Source organism: Mesorhizobium hawassense (genome assembly GCF_003289945.1).
GTDB classification, from domain to species: Bacteria; Pseudomonadota; Alphaproteobacteria; order Rhizobiales; family Rhizobiaceae; genus Mesorhizobium; species Mesorhizobium hawassense.
In genome coordinates this window covers 248,711-263,937 of the sequence record NZ_QMBP01000003.1, presented here as the reverse complement: position 1 = coordinate 263,937, position 15,227 = coordinate 248,711, and the positions used below count along the sequence as shown (strand labels likewise).

The 15,227-nt window shown below is 64.8% G+C and carries 14 protein-coding genes; 6 read left to right on the top strand and 8 right to left on the bottom strand.

Going from position 1 to position 15,227, the window contains the following annotated elements; translation table 11 throughout:
• The first annotated feature begins 19 nt into the window (after positions 1-19).
• From DPM33_RS08565 to DPM33_RS08550, 5 genes are all read left to right on the top strand, one after another.
• Complete coding sequence (locus tag DPM33_RS08565) at positions 20-1,297, top strand: Re/Si-specific NAD(P)(+) transhydrogenase subunit alpha (RefSeq protein ID WP_112096976.1); 1,278 nt, start codon at positions 20-22, stop codon at positions 1,295-1,297.
• Positions 1,297-1,716, top strand: a complete 420-nt coding sequence (locus DPM33_RS08560; protein WP_112096975.1) for a proton-translocating transhydrogenase family protein — start codon at positions 1,297-1,299, stop codon at positions 1,714-1,716. The genes DPM33_RS08565 and DPM33_RS08560 overlap by 1 nt, the downstream gene beginning before the upstream one ends.
• A 1-nt stretch (position 1,717) precedes the next feature.
• On the top strand, positions 1,718-3,124 hold the full coding sequence (locus tag DPM33_RS08555) for an NAD(P)(+) transhydrogenase (Re/Si-specific) subunit beta (protein ID WP_112096974.1): 1,407 nt from the start codon (positions 1,718-1,720) through the stop codon (positions 3,122-3,124).
• Between the two features lie 260 nt (positions 3,125-3,384).
• On the top strand, positions 3,385-3,729 hold the full coding sequence (locus tag DPM33_RS36875) for a hypothetical protein (protein ID WP_245442053.1): 345 nt from the start codon (positions 3,385-3,387) through the stop codon (positions 3,727-3,729).
• Positions 3,686-4,453 carry an alpha/beta hydrolase family protein gene (locus DPM33_RS08550; RefSeq protein ID WP_245442052.1) on the top strand — a complete coding sequence of 256 codons (768 nt, stop codon included), beginning with the start codon at positions 3,686-3,688 and terminating at the stop codon, positions 4,451-4,453. The genes DPM33_RS36875 and DPM33_RS08550 overlap by 44 nt, the downstream gene beginning before the upstream one ends.
• Here the strand turns inward: DPM33_RS08550 and gyrB are convergent.
• Positions 4,437-6,908 carry a DNA topoisomerase (ATP-hydrolyzing) subunit B gene (gene gyrB / locus DPM33_RS08545; protein WP_112096973.1) on the bottom strand — a complete coding sequence of 824 codons (2,472 nt, stop codon included), beginning with the start codon at positions 6,906-6,908 and terminating at the stop codon, positions 4,437-4,439. The genes DPM33_RS08550 and gyrB overlap by 17 nt on opposite strands.
• 242 nt (positions 6,909-7,150) lie before the next feature.
• Positions 7,151-7,723, bottom strand: a complete 573-nt coding sequence (locus DPM33_RS08540) for an NADPH-dependent FMN reductase (protein WP_112096972.1) — start codon at positions 7,721-7,723, stop codon at positions 7,151-7,153.
• Positions 7,724-7,904: 181 nt separating this feature from the next.
• On the opposite strand from DPM33_RS08540, the gene DPM33_RS08535 reads away from it, so the two are divergent.
• Entirely contained in the window at positions 7,905-9,275 is a 1,371-nt protein-coding gene (locus tag DPM33_RS08535; RefSeq protein WP_112096971.1) for a cytochrome P450, read from the top strand.
• 8 nt (positions 9,276-9,283) lie between these two features.
• Here the strand turns inward: DPM33_RS08535 and DPM33_RS08530 are convergent, their stop codons facing one another.
• From DPM33_RS08530 to DPM33_RS08505, 6 genes are all read right to left on the bottom strand, one after another.
• Complete coding sequence (locus DPM33_RS08530; protein WP_112096970.1) at positions 9,284-10,267, bottom strand: complex I NDUFA9 subunit family protein; 984 nt, start codon at positions 10,265-10,267, stop codon at positions 9,284-9,286.
• 376 nt (positions 10,268-10,643) lie between these two features.
• Complete coding sequence (locus DPM33_RS08525; RefSeq protein WP_112096969.1) at positions 10,644-11,645, bottom strand: Ldh family oxidoreductase; 1,002 nt, start codon at positions 11,643-11,645, stop codon at positions 10,644-10,646.
• A gap of 91 nt (positions 11,646-11,736) precedes the next feature.
• Positions 11,737-12,546: an ABC transporter permease gene (locus tag DPM33_RS08520; RefSeq protein ID WP_112096968.1), complete on the bottom strand. Its 810-nt coding sequence runs from the start codon at positions 12,544-12,546 to the stop codon at positions 11,737-11,739.
• A complete protein-coding gene (locus DPM33_RS08515; protein ID WP_112096967.1) occupies positions 12,546-13,256 on the bottom strand; it encodes an ABC transporter permease in 711 nt (236 codons plus the stop codon). Before DPM33_RS08515 ends, DPM33_RS08520 begins: the two co-directional genes overlap by 1 nt.
• Positions 13,257-13,406: 150 nt before the next feature.
• Positions 13,407-14,204 (bottom strand): transporter substrate-binding domain-containing protein, encoded by a 798-nt coding sequence (locus DPM33_RS08510; protein WP_112096966.1) that lies wholly within the window; start codon positions 14,202-14,204, stop codon positions 13,407-13,409.
• A gap of 56 nt (positions 14,205-14,260) precedes the next feature.
• Positions 14,261-15,076: an ABC transporter ATP-binding protein gene (locus DPM33_RS08505; RefSeq protein ID WP_112096965.1), complete on the bottom strand. Its 816-nt coding sequence runs from the start codon at positions 15,074-15,076 to the stop codon at positions 14,261-14,263.
• Positions 15,077-15,227: the final 151 nt, after the last annotated feature.

Genomic DNA, 15,227 nt, shown 5'->3' with positions numbered 1-15,227 from the left:
CAGCCGAAAGGATCATCCGGTGGGACAAATCATATTCATCCCTCGTGAGATTGACCCGAACGAGCCGCGCGTCGCGGCCTCGCCGGAGACGGTCAAGCGTCTGGCCGGCCTCGGCTTCGACGTGATCGTCGAAAAGGGCGCCGGCCTCGGCTCTCGCATCCCTGACCAGGATTTCGCCACCGCCGGCGGCACGATCGGAACGGCGGCCGACGCCAGGAAGGCCGACGTCGTCCTGAAAGTGCGCCGGCCAACGGATGCCGAGCTGAAGGGCTACAAGCCGGGCGCTGCCGTTATCGCCATCATGGATCCCTATGGCAATGATGCCGCCGTGGCCGCGATGGCCAAGGCCGGCATCACCGCTTTCTCTATGGAGTTCATGCCGCGCATCACGCGCGCGCAGGTCATGGATGTGTTGTCCTCGCAGGCCAACCTCGCCGGCTACCAGGCGGTGATCGATGCGGCGGGCGAATATGACCGTGCGCTACCGATGATGATGACGGCGGCGGGCACCGTGCCGGCAGCCAAGACCTTCATCATGGGCGTCGGTGTCGCCGGCCTGCAGGCGATCGCCACTGCGCGCCGCCTCGGCGCCGTCGTCACCGCCACCGACGTACGCCCGGCGGTGAAGGAACAGGTGCAGTCGCTCGGCGCCAAGTTCCTGGCCGTCGAGGACGAGGAATTCAAGGCGGCCGAGACAGCCGGCGGCTACGCCAAGGAAATGTCGAAGGAATACCAGGCCAAGCAGGCCGCGCTCACCGCCGAGCACATCGCCAAGCAGGATATCGTCATCACCACGGCGCTGATCCCTGGACGTCCGGCGCCGAAGCTGGTCTCGGCCGCCATGGTCGCCTCGATGAAGCCGGGTTCGGTGATCATCGACCTTGCGGTCGAGCGCGGCGGCAATGTCGAGGGCGCGGTTCCCGGCAAGGTCGTGACGACGGAAAACGGCGTCAAGATCGTCGGCCATCTCAATGTGCCTGGCCGCGTCGCGGCATCGGCCTCGCTGCTTTACGCCAAGAACCTCTATGCCTTCCTCGAAACCATGGTCGACAAGGCGGCGAAGCAGCTTGCCATCAGGCGCGATGACGAACTGGTCAAGGCGACCATGCTGACCGACGGTGGCAAGGTGGTGCATCCGAACTTCGCCAAGGCGGCCGAAGAGCCGCGCACCGAGCCGGCAGCCGTCCCGGCCAAGACCATGGTCGCCGACGCGACCGAGAAGAAGCCGGCGAGGAAATCCGCTACGGGCAAATCCGCAGCCAAGTCGCCCTCGTCCAAGTCAGAAGGGACCGCGTGATGGACGCCTTGCAGAAAGCCCTTGACCAGCTCGATCAGGCGACCGCCGCCGTCAAGCTCGCGGTGCAGAACATGGCAACCGCGCCGGGTGCCGGAGCGGCCGGTGACGCGGCACACGCGCTCTCGGGCGGCGCCGTCGATCCCTTCGTCTTCCAGTTCGCCATCTTCGTGCTGGCGATCTTCGTCGGCTATTATGTCGTGTGGTCGGTGACCCCGGCGCTGCACACGCCGCTGATGGCCGTCACCAACGCCATCTCCTCGGTCATCGTCGTCGGCGCGTTGCTCGCCGTCGGAATCTCGGCTTCGGGCCTTGCCGCCGGCTTCGGCTTCGTCGCCCTGGTGCTGGTTTCGGTCAACATCTTCGGCGGCTTCCTGGTCACCCAGCGCATGCTCGCCATGTACAAGAAGAAGGAAAAGTGACGTGACCGTCAATCTCGCCTCCTTCCTCTACCTCGTCTCCGGCATCCTGTTCATCCTGGCGCTGCGCGGGCTCTCGCACCCGACCACCAGCCGGCGGGGCAATCTCTTCGGCATGATCGGCATGGCGATCGCCATTGCCACGACCCTGGCGCTGGCTCTGCCTTTGGCGCCCTCGGTGGGCCGTTTCGGCCTGATCGTGCTGGGGCTGGCGATCGGGGGCGGCATCGGCGCCGTCACCGCGCGCCGTATCGCCATGACCTCGATGCCGCAGCTGGTCGCTGCCTTCCACTCTCTCGTCGGCTTTGCCGCCGTCATGGTCGCGGCCGCCGCCATGTACGCGCCGGAAAGCTTCAGGATCGGCACGGCGGGCGACATCCACGCCGAAGCGCTGATCGAGATGAGCCTTGGCGTGGCTATCGGCGCCATCACCTTCACCGGCTCGGTCATCGCCTTCCTGAAGCTCGACGGTCGCATGTCCGGCAAGCCGATCATGATCGGCGGCCGCCATCTCATCAACATCGCGCTAGGCGTAGCACTTGTGGTGCTGATCGTGCTTCTGGTCACCACCGAAGCCAAGCTCGTCTTCTGGCTGATCGTGCTGGCCTCGCTGGTGCTCGGCGTGCTGTTGATCATCCCGATCGGCGGCGCCGACATGCCGGTCGTGGTGTCGATGCTGAACTCCTATTCGGGTTGGGCGGCGGCGGCACTCGGCTTCACCCTCGGCAACCTGGCGCTGATCATCACCGGCGCACTGGTCGGCTCGTCCGGCGCGATCCTGTCCTACATCATGTGCAAGGGCATGAACCGCTCCTTCATCTCGGTCATCCTCGGCGGCTTCGGCGGCGAGACGGCCGTGGCGGCGGACGACGGCATCGAGCGCACCGTCAAGCAGGGCTCGGCCGACGACGCGGCCTATCTGATGATGAACGCGCAGAAGGTCATCATCGTGCCGGGCTACGGCATGGCGGTCGCCCAGGCGCAGCACGCGCTCCGCGAAATGGCTGACAAGCTCAAGGCCAACGGCGTCGAGGTGAAATACGCCATCCACCCAGTCGCCGGCCGCATGCCCGGCCACATGAACGTCCTTTTGGCGGAAGCGAACGTCCCTTACGACGAAGTGTTCGAGCTGGAGGACATCAACTCCGAATTCGCGCAGGCCGACGTCGCCTATGTCATCGGCGCCAATGACGTCACCAACCCGTCAGCGCGCGACGACAAGGCCTCGCCGATCTACGGCATGCCGATCCTCGACGTCGACAAGGCCCGAACCTGCCTGTTCGTCAAACGCTCGCTCGGCTCCGGCTATGCCGGCATCGACAACACGCTGTTCTACAAGGACGGCACCATGATGCTGCTCGGCGACGCCAAGAAGATGACCGAGGAAATCGTCAAGGCCATGGATCACTGAGCCGCAACTTCTGCAGGAAAGTTGTCGGCCCGCAACTTCTGCAAGAAGTTGTCAGCCTACCCGCAACCTTCCGCGGAAGCCAACCATCGGATTCCAGAAAGCCCGGCTTCGCGCCGGGCTTTTGCTTTTGAACGGCACCGGCGGCGGAGTTCAACAAATCGTCAGCAAAACCGCTTCCGCTGCCCGCATCAATTCCTTGGAAGCGCCATTTTTCCCTGCCGGGTTGGAAGGACAAATCGTCCTGAAGGGAAGTCCCGGAGATGCGGAAAGCCGCAGCCATCGGCCTGATCGTGCTCTCGGGGTTTTTCACCGGGGGTAAGAGCCTGGCCGCGGATGTTGCGCCGATCGGCGCGGCGGCAACCAGTGTAGCGACCAAGGATACCGCGAATCCTTCCCCGGTAGGCTTTGAAGTCGTCCATATTCCCAATGGCAGCGAAGCGCCGCTGGTTGCCGGTGTCTGGTATCCGACAACCGGCGAGCCGCACGATGTGCCCCTGGAGGACTTCAAACAGCGGGTCGTGCCGTCCGGGTCCGGTCGAGGGCCATGCGCTGCCGCTTATCGTGATCTCGCATGGCGGCGGCGGATCCTACGCCGGCCACTATGATACGGCGCTCGCATTGGCGGAGGCCGGCTTCATAGTCGCCGCGGTCAGGCAGGCCGGCGATACTCATGACGATCAGAGCAAAGTGCTGATGCTGTGGCGCCGGCCCGCCCAGCTGAGCCGGCTGATCGATTTCATGCTGAAGGACTGGCAGGGTCATGCCGAAATCGATCAGCAGCGCATCGGCGCCTTCGGATTCTCGAATGGCGGCTTCACCGTGCTCGTCGAGGCCGGGGGCGTGCCCAAGCTCGACAGGATCGACCCATATTGCTCGGCAAACCCCGAGCACGATCTTTGCGCCGCCCTGGCGGAAGCGGGCATCCATTCAGTTGCGCAAGTGCCCCGGCCACCGCCGGATGCCTGGAAGCCCGATCGGCGTGTCCGCGCCATCGCAGCCGCCGCGCCGGCCTTCGGTTTCGTCTTCGACAGCGCCGATCTCGCTTCGGTGCAGATCCCGGTGCTGCTATGGCGCGCGGCCGACGACCGGCATCAACCCGACCCCTGGTATGAAGGACACATCCGTTCGGCGTTGCCGCATCCGCCGGAGTACCATGTCGAGCCCCTGGCGGGCCACTACGCCTTCCTGCCGCCATGCAGCGCTCAAATGCGCGCCGCCGTTCCCAGGATCTGCGCCGACGCGCCTGGCTTCGACCGGGCGGCGTTTCACCAGCGCCTGAACGCGGCGCTGGTAAGTTTCTTCGAACGATCGCTCAGATATCCAGATTAGCGACCGACAGCGCGTTGTCCTGGATGAACTCGCGCCGGGGCTCGACTTCGTCGCCCATCAGCCGCGAGAACAGCGAGTCGGCGTCGGTCGCGTCATTGACCTTGACCTGCAGCAGCGAGCGAACGTTCGGGTCGAGCGTGGTTTCCCAGAGCTGCTCGGCATTCATCTCGCCGAGGCCCTTGTAGCGCTGCATGGTGAGCCCCTTGCGGCCGGAAGCGAACACCGCATTGAGCAGCGCCAGCGGGCCCGAAAGCAGCTCCGAGCTCTCCTTGCGGCGGAGCGTCGGCTGCTCGCCATAGACTTCCGTCAGGCGCGAGGCGTAGCGGTCGAGCTGACGCGCGTCTGCCGAAGCGATCAACCCGGCATCGAGCTGCACCACATCCTTGACGCCGCGCACCGTGCGTTCGAACACATAGCCGCCGGAGCCGTCATTGGAGGCCGAGAGCCGGCCGGTCCAGCCGCGCTCGGTTTCCTCGGCGATCATGTCGAGCCGCTGGGCGACACGCTCGGCCATGGCGTTGGCGCGGCCGAGATCGGCAAGCACGTCGGCGTTGAGCGCGCCCGCGATTGCCGCCTGCTCGACGACGCTGCGGTTGTAACGCGTGTGCAGCCCGTTGATCAGCTGGCGCACGGCCAGCGCGTCGCTGACCGAGCTGAGGAGATCCTGGCCGGTCCGCACTTCGCCGGAAGCAAGCGCCAGGGAAGCCTCGTCGAGGCCCGACTCGATCAGATATTCCTCATAGGCGCTTTCGTCCTTGAGATATTGCGAGCTTTTTCCCCGCGTCACTTTGTAGAGCGGCGGCTGGGCGATATAGAGATGGCCGCGCTCGATCAGTTCCGGCATCTGCCGGAAGAAGAAGGTGAGCAGCAGCGTGCGGATGTGGGCGCCGTCGACGTCCGCGTCCGTCATCAGGATGATCTTGTGGTAGCGCAGCTTGTCGGCGTTGAACTCGTCCTTGCCGATCGAGGTGCCGAGCGCGGTGATCAGCGTGCCGATCATGTCGGACGAGAGCATGCGGTCGAAGCGCGCTCGCTCGACGTTCAGGATCTTGCCGCGCAGCGGCAGGATCGCCTGGTTCTGCCGCGAGCGCCCGCCCTTGGCCGAGCCGCCGGCGGAGTCACCCTCGACGATGAAGATTTCCGACTTCGCCGGGTCGCGCTCCTGGCAGTCGGCAAGCTTGCCGGGCAGCGAGGTGACGCCGAGCGTGCTCTTGCGCGTGATGTCGCGCGCCTTGCGCGCGGCTTCGCGGGCGGCGGCCGCCTGGATCACCTTCTCGACCACCACCCTGCCTTCGCTCGGATGCTCTTCCAGCCAGGTGCCGAGCGCCTCGTTGACCAGGCTCTCCACCACCGGCCGCACCTCGGACGAGACCAGCTTGTCCTTGGTCTGCGAGGAGAATTTCGGGTCCGGCACCTTGACCGAGAGAACGGCGGTCAACCCTTCGCGGCAGTCGTCGCCGGTGAGCGAGACCTTTTCCTTCTTGGTCTGGCCGGACGATTCGCCGTAGCCGGTGATCTGCCTGGTCAGCGCCGCGCGGAAACCGGCCAGATGCGTGCCGCCGTCGCGCTGCGGGATGTTGTTGGTGAAGGCCAGCACATTCTCGTGGTAGCTGTCGTTCCACCACATCGCCACTTCGACGGTGATGCCGTCGCGCTCGGCGCGGATGGCGATCGGCGTCTCGATCAGCGGCTTCTTCACCCGGTCGAGATATTTGACGAACTCTTCCAGCCCGCCGTCATAGTGCAACTCGTGGCGTAGGACGTCCGCATGGCGAGCGTCGATCAGGATGATGCGTACGCCGGAATTGAGGAAGGCGAGCTCGCGCAGCCGGTGTTCCAGCGTGTTGTAGTCGAACTCGACCATGGTGAAGGTCTCGGTCGACGGGAAGAAGGTGATCTCGGAGCCGCTGCGGCCCTCATTGGTGCCGGGCTGCTTGTCCTGAACGTAGCTGCCGGTCACCTTCAGCGGCGCATCGGCATTGCCATGCGTGAAGCTCATTTCGTAGATTTCGCCGTTGCGGCGAATCTTGAGCTTCAGCCAGGCTGAAAGCGCGTTGACCACCGACACGCCGACGCCGTGCAGGCCGCCGGAAACCTTGTAGGAATTCTGGTCGAATTTGCCGCCGGCATGCAGCTGCGTCATGATCACTTCGGCCGCCGACACGCCCTCCGAGGGGTGGATATCGGTCGGAATGCCGCGGCCATTGTCGATGACGGTGACCGATCCGTCGGGATTGAGCGTCACCGAAACGAGGTCGGCGTGGCCGGCCAGCGCCTCGTCGATGGCGTTGTCCACCACCTCATAGACCATGTGATGCAGGCCCGAGCCGTCGTCGGTGTCGCCGATATACATGCCCGGCCGCTTGCGCACGGCATCCAACCCCTTCAAAACCTTTATGGAATCGGCGCCGTACTCGGCTTCCGCGCCATTGGCGCTTTCGGTCTGGTCGCTCATGAAAACCTGTCTGATTGATGTCACTGGCCCGGCGCGGAAAAATGGCCGCGAATCGCGCCGTTTTGATGTCCTAGATATAGGCGCAAACGGCTGCTTTTCCAAGGTTTGCGGCCATTTTGCCGGCTTGGCGGCGAGGCCTTTCCGCGCCTGACGCGAATACGGTTCCTGGCGTGTCGACGGGAAGCGTCGATGAGACACATAGGCCGCGCCCAAGCGCGGCCTGACAATTGCCTTCCCGGTGCCTATTCGGCGGCGCGCAGCGTCTTCAGCGCCTCGCTCCAGCGGGACAATTCGTCGAGCATCGTCTTTACGCCGCCCCGCACCTGTTCGCTGGCGTGGTATGCACGGTTCTGGTCGAGCAACGTCGCATAGGCGGGCAGCGCCACGCCTTCCGGGATCGGCATGACGCCGACGGAGGTGAGCAGCGGCTTCAAGGCCTGCGCCGCGCGCAGGCCCCCGGACACGCCGCCATAGCTGAAGATCGCCGCCGGCTTGTAGCGCCATTCATGGAGCAGATAGTCGATGGCGTTCACGATCGCCGGCGCCACGAAGTAATTGTATTCGGGCGCCACGAACACGAAGGCGTCGGCGGCATCGATCGCCTGCGACCACGCCTTGGTGTGGTCGTTCTCGTATTTGCGCAGGCGCGGATGATGCGGCTCGTCGAGCATGGGCAGGTTGAACGCGGCGATGTCGGTCAGCACCGGCTCGAACTTGCCGTGCTCGCGCGCGAAGCCCTCGAGCCATCCGCCGAAGATCGGCCCGGCGCGTCCCGGCCGCGTGCTGCCGATGATGATGTCCAGACGATGCTTCACTTTGGCCTCCTAGCTTTACGGTATCCGTTGGTGACTAAAGCATGCTCCCACCGGCAACAAGCAGGCATTTGCGGGCGCCGGTCACATTCCGGCGAGACGCGGCAGCCGGGTATGGCGCTCGTTCTCATGGACGCCGGCTTCATCGGGCACTACATTTGCCGCTGTCAGCGGAGCATGCCTCATGGACACCAAGCCCGCCCCCTTCGTGCCGCCGGCGCCGAAGCCGCGCACTGAGCCGCCCTCGACGCTGGAGATGATGCGCATCGTCTACCGCAACCCGCTCGAATTGTGGGGCGAGCACACCTATAACGAGCCTTGGATCTCGGCGAATGGTGTTGGTGGACATCTGATCGTCGCCAACGATCCCGGCCTCATCCGCCACGTGCTGATCGACAATGCCAAGAACTACAAGATGGCGACGGTGCGCCAGATGATCCTGCGCCCGATCCTGCGCGACGGCCTTCTCACCGCCGAGGGCGAGGTCTGGAAGCGCTCGCGCAAGGCGATGGCGCCGGTGTTCACGCCGCGCCACATCTTCGGCTTCGCCGCGCCGATGCTGAAGCGCACGCTGGAATTCGTCACCCGCTACGAGGCGGGTGGCATGTCCGACATCGCCCACGACATGACGCTGCTCACCTATGACATCCTGGCCGAGACGCTGTTTTCCGGCGAGATCGCCGGCGAGCCGGGCAGCTTCGCCAAGGAAATCGACCGCCTGTTCGAGACCATGGGCCGCGTCGATCCGCTCGATCTTCTCCGCGCCCCGGAATGGCTGCCTAGGCTCACCCGCATCCGCGGCCGCAAGACCATGGCCTATTTCCGCAACATCGTCGCCGGCACGGTGAGGATGCGCGAAGAGCGGATGAAGCGCGATCCCGATGGCGTGCCGCAGGACTTTCTCACGCTTCTGCTGCGCGCCGAGGGACCGGACGGGCTGACCCGCGCCGAGGTCGAGGACAACATCATCACCTTCATCGGCGCCGGCCATGAAACGACCGCGCGGGCGCTGGGCTGGGCGATCTATTGCCTGGCGGAAGCGCCTTGGGAGCGCGACAAGGTCGAGCAGGAGATCGACGCGGTGCTGGCCCGCGAGCCCGATCCGACGAAGTGGCTGGACGCCATGCCGTTCACCCGCGCCGCTTTCGAGGAGGCGTTGCGGCTCTATCCGCCGGCGCCCTCGATCAACCGCGAGCCGATCGAGCCGGAGACCTGGAACGGCCTTTACATCCCGAAATACGCCGCCGTGCTGGTGATGCCCTGGGTCGTGCACCGCCACAGAAAACTTTGGGATCGGCCGGACGCCTTCATGCCGGAGCGTTTCCATCCGGAGAACCGAGACCGGATCGACCGCTTCCAGTATCTGCCCTTTGGCGCCGGGCCGCGCGTCTGCATCGGCGCCAGCTTCGCCATGCAGGAGGCGATCATCGCTTTGGCGATCCTGTTGTCGCGCTTCCGCTTCGACGCGACGGCCGAAACGCGGCCGTGGCCCGTGCAGAAGCTCACAACGCAGCCACAGGGCGGCCTGCCGATGCAGGTCTCCCGTCGGACTTAAGGGAGATCCTAACGGTCGGCGATCGGCCGGCGCTGCTGGAACTGGCCGGCGGCGCGGAAGCGCCAGAGATAGCTCGGCAGGATGGTGGCGATCGCCTGCGGCTGAATGCCTAGCCCGGCAAGCGTCCTGGCGGCCTTGGCGGCTTCGTCCGAGACGATGTTGTGCTCGCGCAGCTGCAGCACCTGGTCCTTGGTCAGCAGCGGATTGGGCAGCAGCTGGAGGATCGAGGCCTGGATGTTCGCCACCCAGAACGGCACCGGCACCAGCAGGCGACGACGCTCGACGACCATCAGCAGCTCTTCCATGCATTGCTTGAAGGTCAGCACCTGCGGGCCGCCGAGCTCATAGATCTGGCCGCCCTTGATCTTGCCGTCGACCGAGCGCGCCACCGCTTCGGCGACGTCGCCGACATAGACGGGCTGGAACTTGTTCTGTCCGCCGCCGATCAGCGGCAGCACCGGCGAGTAGCGCGCCATGTTGGCGAAGCGATTGAAGAAGCTGTCTTCCGGTCCGAAATTGATCGACGGCCGTAAGATGACGGCGTCCGCAATCGTGTCGAACACGGCTTTCTCGCCGAGCGCCTTGGTCCGGGCATAGTCGGACGGCGAATTGAGATCGGCGCCGAGCGCCGAGATGTGGGTAAGGCCGGCGCCGACCGAGCGCGCGGCCTCCGCGACGGCGCGCGCGCCGAAATCGTGCACGGCGCCGAATTTCTGGCGGCCGGTCTCGTGCAGGATCGCGACGAGATTGACGACGTGGTCGGCGCCCTGCACGGCGCGGTCGATCGACCAGCGCACGCGCACATTAGCCTGCACCGGCTGGATCTGGCCGACATTGCCGAGCGGCTGCACATGGCCGGCAAGGTCGGGCCGCCGGCATGCGACCCGGATGCGGTAGCCGCGCTTGGCCAGCGCCCGCACGACATGGCGACCGACGAAACCCGAGCCGCCGAAGACGACGACGAGCTTGGGGGTCTGCAGGATTTCGGTCATGACTGGCTCCGCGCGAGTGCTTGGCTGAAGCCGTTTCTTAATCCGTTTCTCGCCAAAGGCAAAGAGCGACCGGAAGTCGCCGCCGTCTTGTTTTTGAACTCGCCCGGGACGCGGCTCCCACCGCTTTTGGATAGAACAGAAAACCCCGCCGAAGCGGGGTTTTCCGGGCAGTGTCCACGCCGAAGCAGGGTCCAACGAGGCGGCCTGACCTGAGACGGTATCAAGGTGGCGTGAAGCAAGCACGCCCGCCCCCGCCCTGAACGCCCGGCACGGCGCCGCCAACCGCGAGCCGGATGAAGCCAACGAGCGGCTCGCGGTATGGGGTGCCGGATATGGGTCGTGTCAGGTCGGGAAAAGGTTCAATCGCGGGAGAAAATCAGGCGGAATAACGCTCGGCGAATTCAGAAATGCGCTGTACAACCGCCTTGGACGTGGCAATGCCGCGTGCCTTTGCCTTCTCCGCGGCTTCGGCCCGGGACCGGCCGGGAATATGCACGCCATAGCGTCGCCGCAGCCGGTCGAGCTGATCCTTCATGCGCTGCTCGAACTCCGGATCGAGCAGCTTGGGCTCGATGGCGAGTACGAAGAGGCCGGTTCCGGGGCTGTCCGGCCCGCCGGAGAACCAGGGCGCGTCGAGCGACCAGTTGGCGCCGGAAATGCCCGCGGCCAGCACCTCGACCATCAGCGCGATGTTGGCGCCGCGCTGACCGCCAAAGGCAAGCATCGCACCTTTCATCGCCGCCGCCGAATCGGTGGTCGGGTTGCCGCTGACGTCCAGCGCCCAGCCTTCGGGGATATTCTTGCCCTCCTCGGCCGCCTTGCGGATGTTGACGAAGGCGGTGGCGCTCGACGACTGGTCGATGATCAAAGGTGGCCCGTCGGCGGCGGGCGACGCAAAGGACATCGGGTTGGTGCAATAGACCGGCTTGATCGAGCCTGAGCCGGCGAGCACCGCCGGCCCGTTGGTGGCGGCGAAGGACACCAGCCCCTGCTCGGCCAGCCGTCCGGTGAAATAGCCGAGCGCGCCGCATGTATAGGCGTTCTTTTGCGAGAAGATCGCCACACCGAACAGCTTCGCCGCCTTGACGAGATCCTCGATGCTGCGGTCGAAGCCGGTATGGGCAAGCCCGCCGCGCGCATCCGAAAGATAGACCGCGAGCGCCGGCCTTGTGATGACCGGATCGGCATTGCCGTCGATACGGCCGGCTTCGATCGCTTCCAGATAATCGATGAAATGCGACAGGCCGACGCTCGACAGGCCCTCGGCTTCCGCCGCGATGATCGAGGCGGTCAGCGACTGCGCCGCCTCCTCATTGGCGCCGGCGCCGAGCGCCGCCATCCGGCATAGGCCTGTTGCCTGTTCGAGACTGAGTTGCATGGTGAGCCTTGGTGAATGGTGAATAGTGAATAGTGGTCTTAGACGAGGGCGCGAAAATTGCGACCATTTACCATTCACTATTCACCATTCACTACCCGATCTTCACCGGAATCCGAGCCTCGATCCGGCTGAAGGCGAAGACCAGGATGCCGGTGATCGTCATATAGATCAGCGCCAGCAAGAGCAAAGGCTCGTAGGTCAGATAGGTGTCCTGGCGCACCTTGGAGGAGACCGCGAAGATGTCGATGACGCTGATCGTCGCCACCAGCGGCGTCGACTTCAACTGCAGCACCGTTTCGCCGGTCAAGGTCGGCAGTGCCCGGTAAAAAGCCTGGGGCAGCCAGATGCGGCGGAAGATTTTCCAGCGGCTCATGCCGAACGCGCGGGCGGCTTCCAACTGCCCGCGTGGCACGCCGGCAAAGGCGCCGCGCATCACCTCGCCTTCATAACCGGCGAAGGACAAGGTCAGCGCCACCACGCCATACGGCCAGGCTTGCCGCAGATACGGCCAAAGCCACGATTCACGGATCCACGGATATTGCGGGAAGATCGAGCCGAGGCCGTAATAGAGAAGCCAGAGCTGTAAGAGCAGTGGCGTTCCCCGGATGATGGTGCAGAAGACCTTCGCCGGCGCCGAAAACCAGATCGGCCCGCCGGCCTGGGCGAGCCCCAGCGGCACGGCAAGCGCAAAGCCCAGCGCGCAGGTGACGGCGAGAATCCAGAGCGCCCGCCAGATGCCCATCAGGCCCATTTCCCAATATTGCGGCAGCCAGTCCCAGCGCATGAAGAAGGCTGCGCAAAGGACGAGGGCCAAGGCTATCAGGATCAGCACGATGCGGTGCGGCTTGAGCCAGATCGAGGCGCGCGCCGCCATGTTGATCGCGGAGGCTTCGGCCGACATCAGCGTGCCTCCTTGACGGAGGGCATGCCGCGTCGCGACCAAGCCTCGACGCGGCCGATGACCAGGTTGGAGAACAGCGAGAGCGCGAGATAGAGCGCGCCGGCCGCGAGATAGAAGATGAGATAGGCCTTGGTGACGCCCGCCGCCTGGCGCGTCGCCAGCGTCAGTTCGAAAAAGCCGACGACGGCGAGCAGCGCGGTGTCCTTGGTGGCGATCAGCCAGAGATTGGCGAGACCGGGAAGGGCGAAAGGCAGCATGGCCGGTACCGTGACGCGTCGCAGCATCAGGCCCGGCGACATGCCGTAGGCGCGGGCCGCTTCGATCTGGCCTTGCGGGATGGCCAGGATAGCGCCGCGGATCACTTCCGTCGAATAGGCGCCCTGGACGAAACCAAGCACGAAAATACCGGCCGCCAGCCCGCTGATATCGACGCGCTGGTAGCCCATTGCCGTCAACACCTGGTTGATGAGATCGGTGCCTGCGTAATAGAGCAGTAGGATCAGCACCAGTTCCGGCACGGCGCGGACCACTGTGGTGTAGATGGCCAGCAGATCGCGTGTCACCGGACCGCCATAGAGCTTGCCGAAGGCGCCGGCGGTGCCGATCATCAGGCCGAGGCAGGTGGCGCCGATGGCGATCTCGATCGAATGCAGCAACCCGACCAGAAGCGTGCCGCCCCAGCCGGGCGCCACGGGTGACAGGAGTTCCATGATGCCGGCCGCGGAGGCCGGAAGAAAGGCGTCGATCAGCTTCGCCCCCGGATTGCTGGCGAGCCACTGACGGCCAGGTCAGCGGCAGGCGTGCGTTGCAAGGATCGGGCATGGCGCGGACGCCATGCCCTCACTCATTTGCGAGAGGGTTCAGTTCGACTGCGTGGCGCCGCCATAGATGTCGAAGTCGAAATACTTCTTCGAGATCTCGTCATACTTGCCGTTGGAGCGGATCGCCTTGATGCCGGCGTTGAACTTTTCCTTGAGCGCGGTGTCTTCCTTGCGGATGCCGGCGCCGACGCCCGGTCCAAGCACCTCGTCGTCCGGAGCCACCATGCCCTTCAGGTCGCAGCAGGCCTTGCCTTGGTCGGTCTTGAGGAATTCGCCGAGGGCGATGGAATCGGCCTGCACCGCGTCGAGACGGCCGGCGGCCAGATCGTTGTTGGCTTCGTCCTGCGTCTGGTATTCCTTGATCTCCTGCGCGCCGGTGAAATGCTTCTTGGCGTACACCGCATGCACGGTCGAGACCTGAACACCGATCACCTTGCCCTTGAGATCGTCCGGCGTCGCGCCGAACTTCTGGTCCTTCGGTCCGATGATGGCGGTCGGGGTGTTATAGTACTTGTCCGAGAAGTCGATCGTCTTCTCGCGCTCGGCGGTGATCGACATCGAGGAGACGATGGCGTCGATCTTCTTCGTCGTCAGCGCCGGAATGATGCCGTCCCAGGCGACGGGGGTGATCACGCAATCGAGCTTCTCCTCGGCGCAGACCGCGTCGACGAATTCGATCTCCCAGCCTACCCATTTGCCGCTGGCATCGGGCGAGGTGAAGGGCGGGTATGGCTCGGCGGCGACGCCGATCTTGACCTGCTCGGCCTTTGCCACGCCGCCCATCGCCGCGACGCCGAGTAGCAGCGCCGCCGCGAATGTCTTGAGAACAGTCTTCATGTCAGGACTCCCAGTTTGTTGTTGTTCCCGGTTTTCGCCCCGCTTGATGCCGGCTCCTAGCCGACATTGCGGAGGAATTGTTTGAGCCTTTCGGATTTGGGCGCGCCGAACAGCTGTTCCGGCGGACCTTCCTCCTCGACCAGCCCGTTGTAGAGGTAGACGACATGCGTCGCGACCTCACGGGCGAACTTCATTTCATGCGTCACCAGCACCATGGTGCGCCCCTCGCGCGCCAGGTCGCCGATCACTTTCAGCACCTCGCCGACCAGCTCGGGATCGAGCGCGGACGTCGGCTCGTCGAACAGCATGACGCGCGGATTGATCGCCAGCGCGCGGGCGATCGCGGCGCGCTGCTGCTGCCCGCCGGACAGAAATGCCGGATAGACGTCGCGCTTCTCCGCCAGCCCCACGCGGGCGAGCAGCTTCTCGGCTTGCGCGATCGCCTCGTCGCGCTTGACGCCCAGCACATGCACCGGAACCTCGATGACGTTCTCGATCAAGGTCATGTGACTCCAGAGGTTGAAATTCTGGAACACCATGCCGAGCCGGGAACGGATGCGCTCGATCTGCCGGCGATCGGCCGGAACCGTGTGGCCGTGGCTGTCGGCCTTGAGCTTGATCTCCTCGCCATTGACCCGGATGATGCCGCTGGTCGGGTTTTCCAGGCAGTTGATGCAGCGCAACAGCGTCGATTTGCCGGAACCGGAACCGCCGATGATGGCGACCACCTCGCCGTCGCGCGCCGACAGCGAAACGCCTTTCAGCACGTGCAGCTGACCGAACTTCTTGTGCAGGTTTTCGACGTGGATGGCTTCGGCGGCGCTGTTTTGCGCCTCGCCTGATCGGACTGCGGCAGCGTCCACCGCGCTCACCGGGTGACCTCTATTTGGCCGACGGCAGGTCGTCGAACGTCTATCCGGCTAATCAACATTACGCTGCACTGCCCGCTCCAGACTTCAGCATGGACCCAACAGCGCGAGCCCGTCAATCCCGCACATTACGGCACTTGCGGCGTTGTTGTGC

Excerpts from the sequence above, each read along its gene's own strand:
- DPM33_RS08560 (WP_112096975.1), top strand. The coding sequence starts at position 1,297 with ATGGACGCCTTGCAGAAAGCCCTTGACCAGCTCGATCAGGCGACCGCC.
- DPM33_RS36875 (WP_245442053.1), top strand. The coding sequence starts at position 3,385 with ATGCGGAAAGCCGCAGCCATCGGCCTGATCGTGCTCTCGGGGTTTTTC.
- gyrB (WP_112096973.1), bottom strand. The coding sequence starts at position 6,908 with ATGAGCGACCAGACCGAAAGCGCCAATGGCGCGGAAGCCGAGTACGGC.
- DPM33_RS08535 (WP_112096971.1), top strand. The coding sequence starts at position 7,905 with ATGGACACCAAGCCCGCCCCCTTCGTGCCGCCGGCGCCGAAGCCGCGC.
- DPM33_RS08530 (WP_112096970.1), bottom strand. The coding sequence starts at position 10,267 with ATGACCGAAATCCTGCAGACCCCCAAGCTCGTCGTCGTCTTCGGCGGC.
- DPM33_RS08525 (WP_112096969.1), bottom strand. The coding sequence starts at position 11,645 with ATGCAACTCAGTCTCGAACAGGCAACAGGCCTATGCCGGATGGCGGCG.
- DPM33_RS08520 (WP_112096968.1), bottom strand. The coding sequence starts at position 12,546 with ATGTCGGCCGAAGCCTCCGCGATCAACATGGCGGCGCGCGCCTCGATC.
- DPM33_RS08515 (WP_112096967.1), bottom strand. The coding sequence starts at position 13,256 with ATGGAACTCCTGTCACCCGTGGCGCCCGGCTGGGGCGGCACGCTTCTG.
- DPM33_RS08510 (WP_112096966.1), bottom strand. The coding sequence starts at position 14,204 with ATGAAGACTGTTCTCAAGACATTCGCGGCGGCGCTGCTACTCGGCGTC.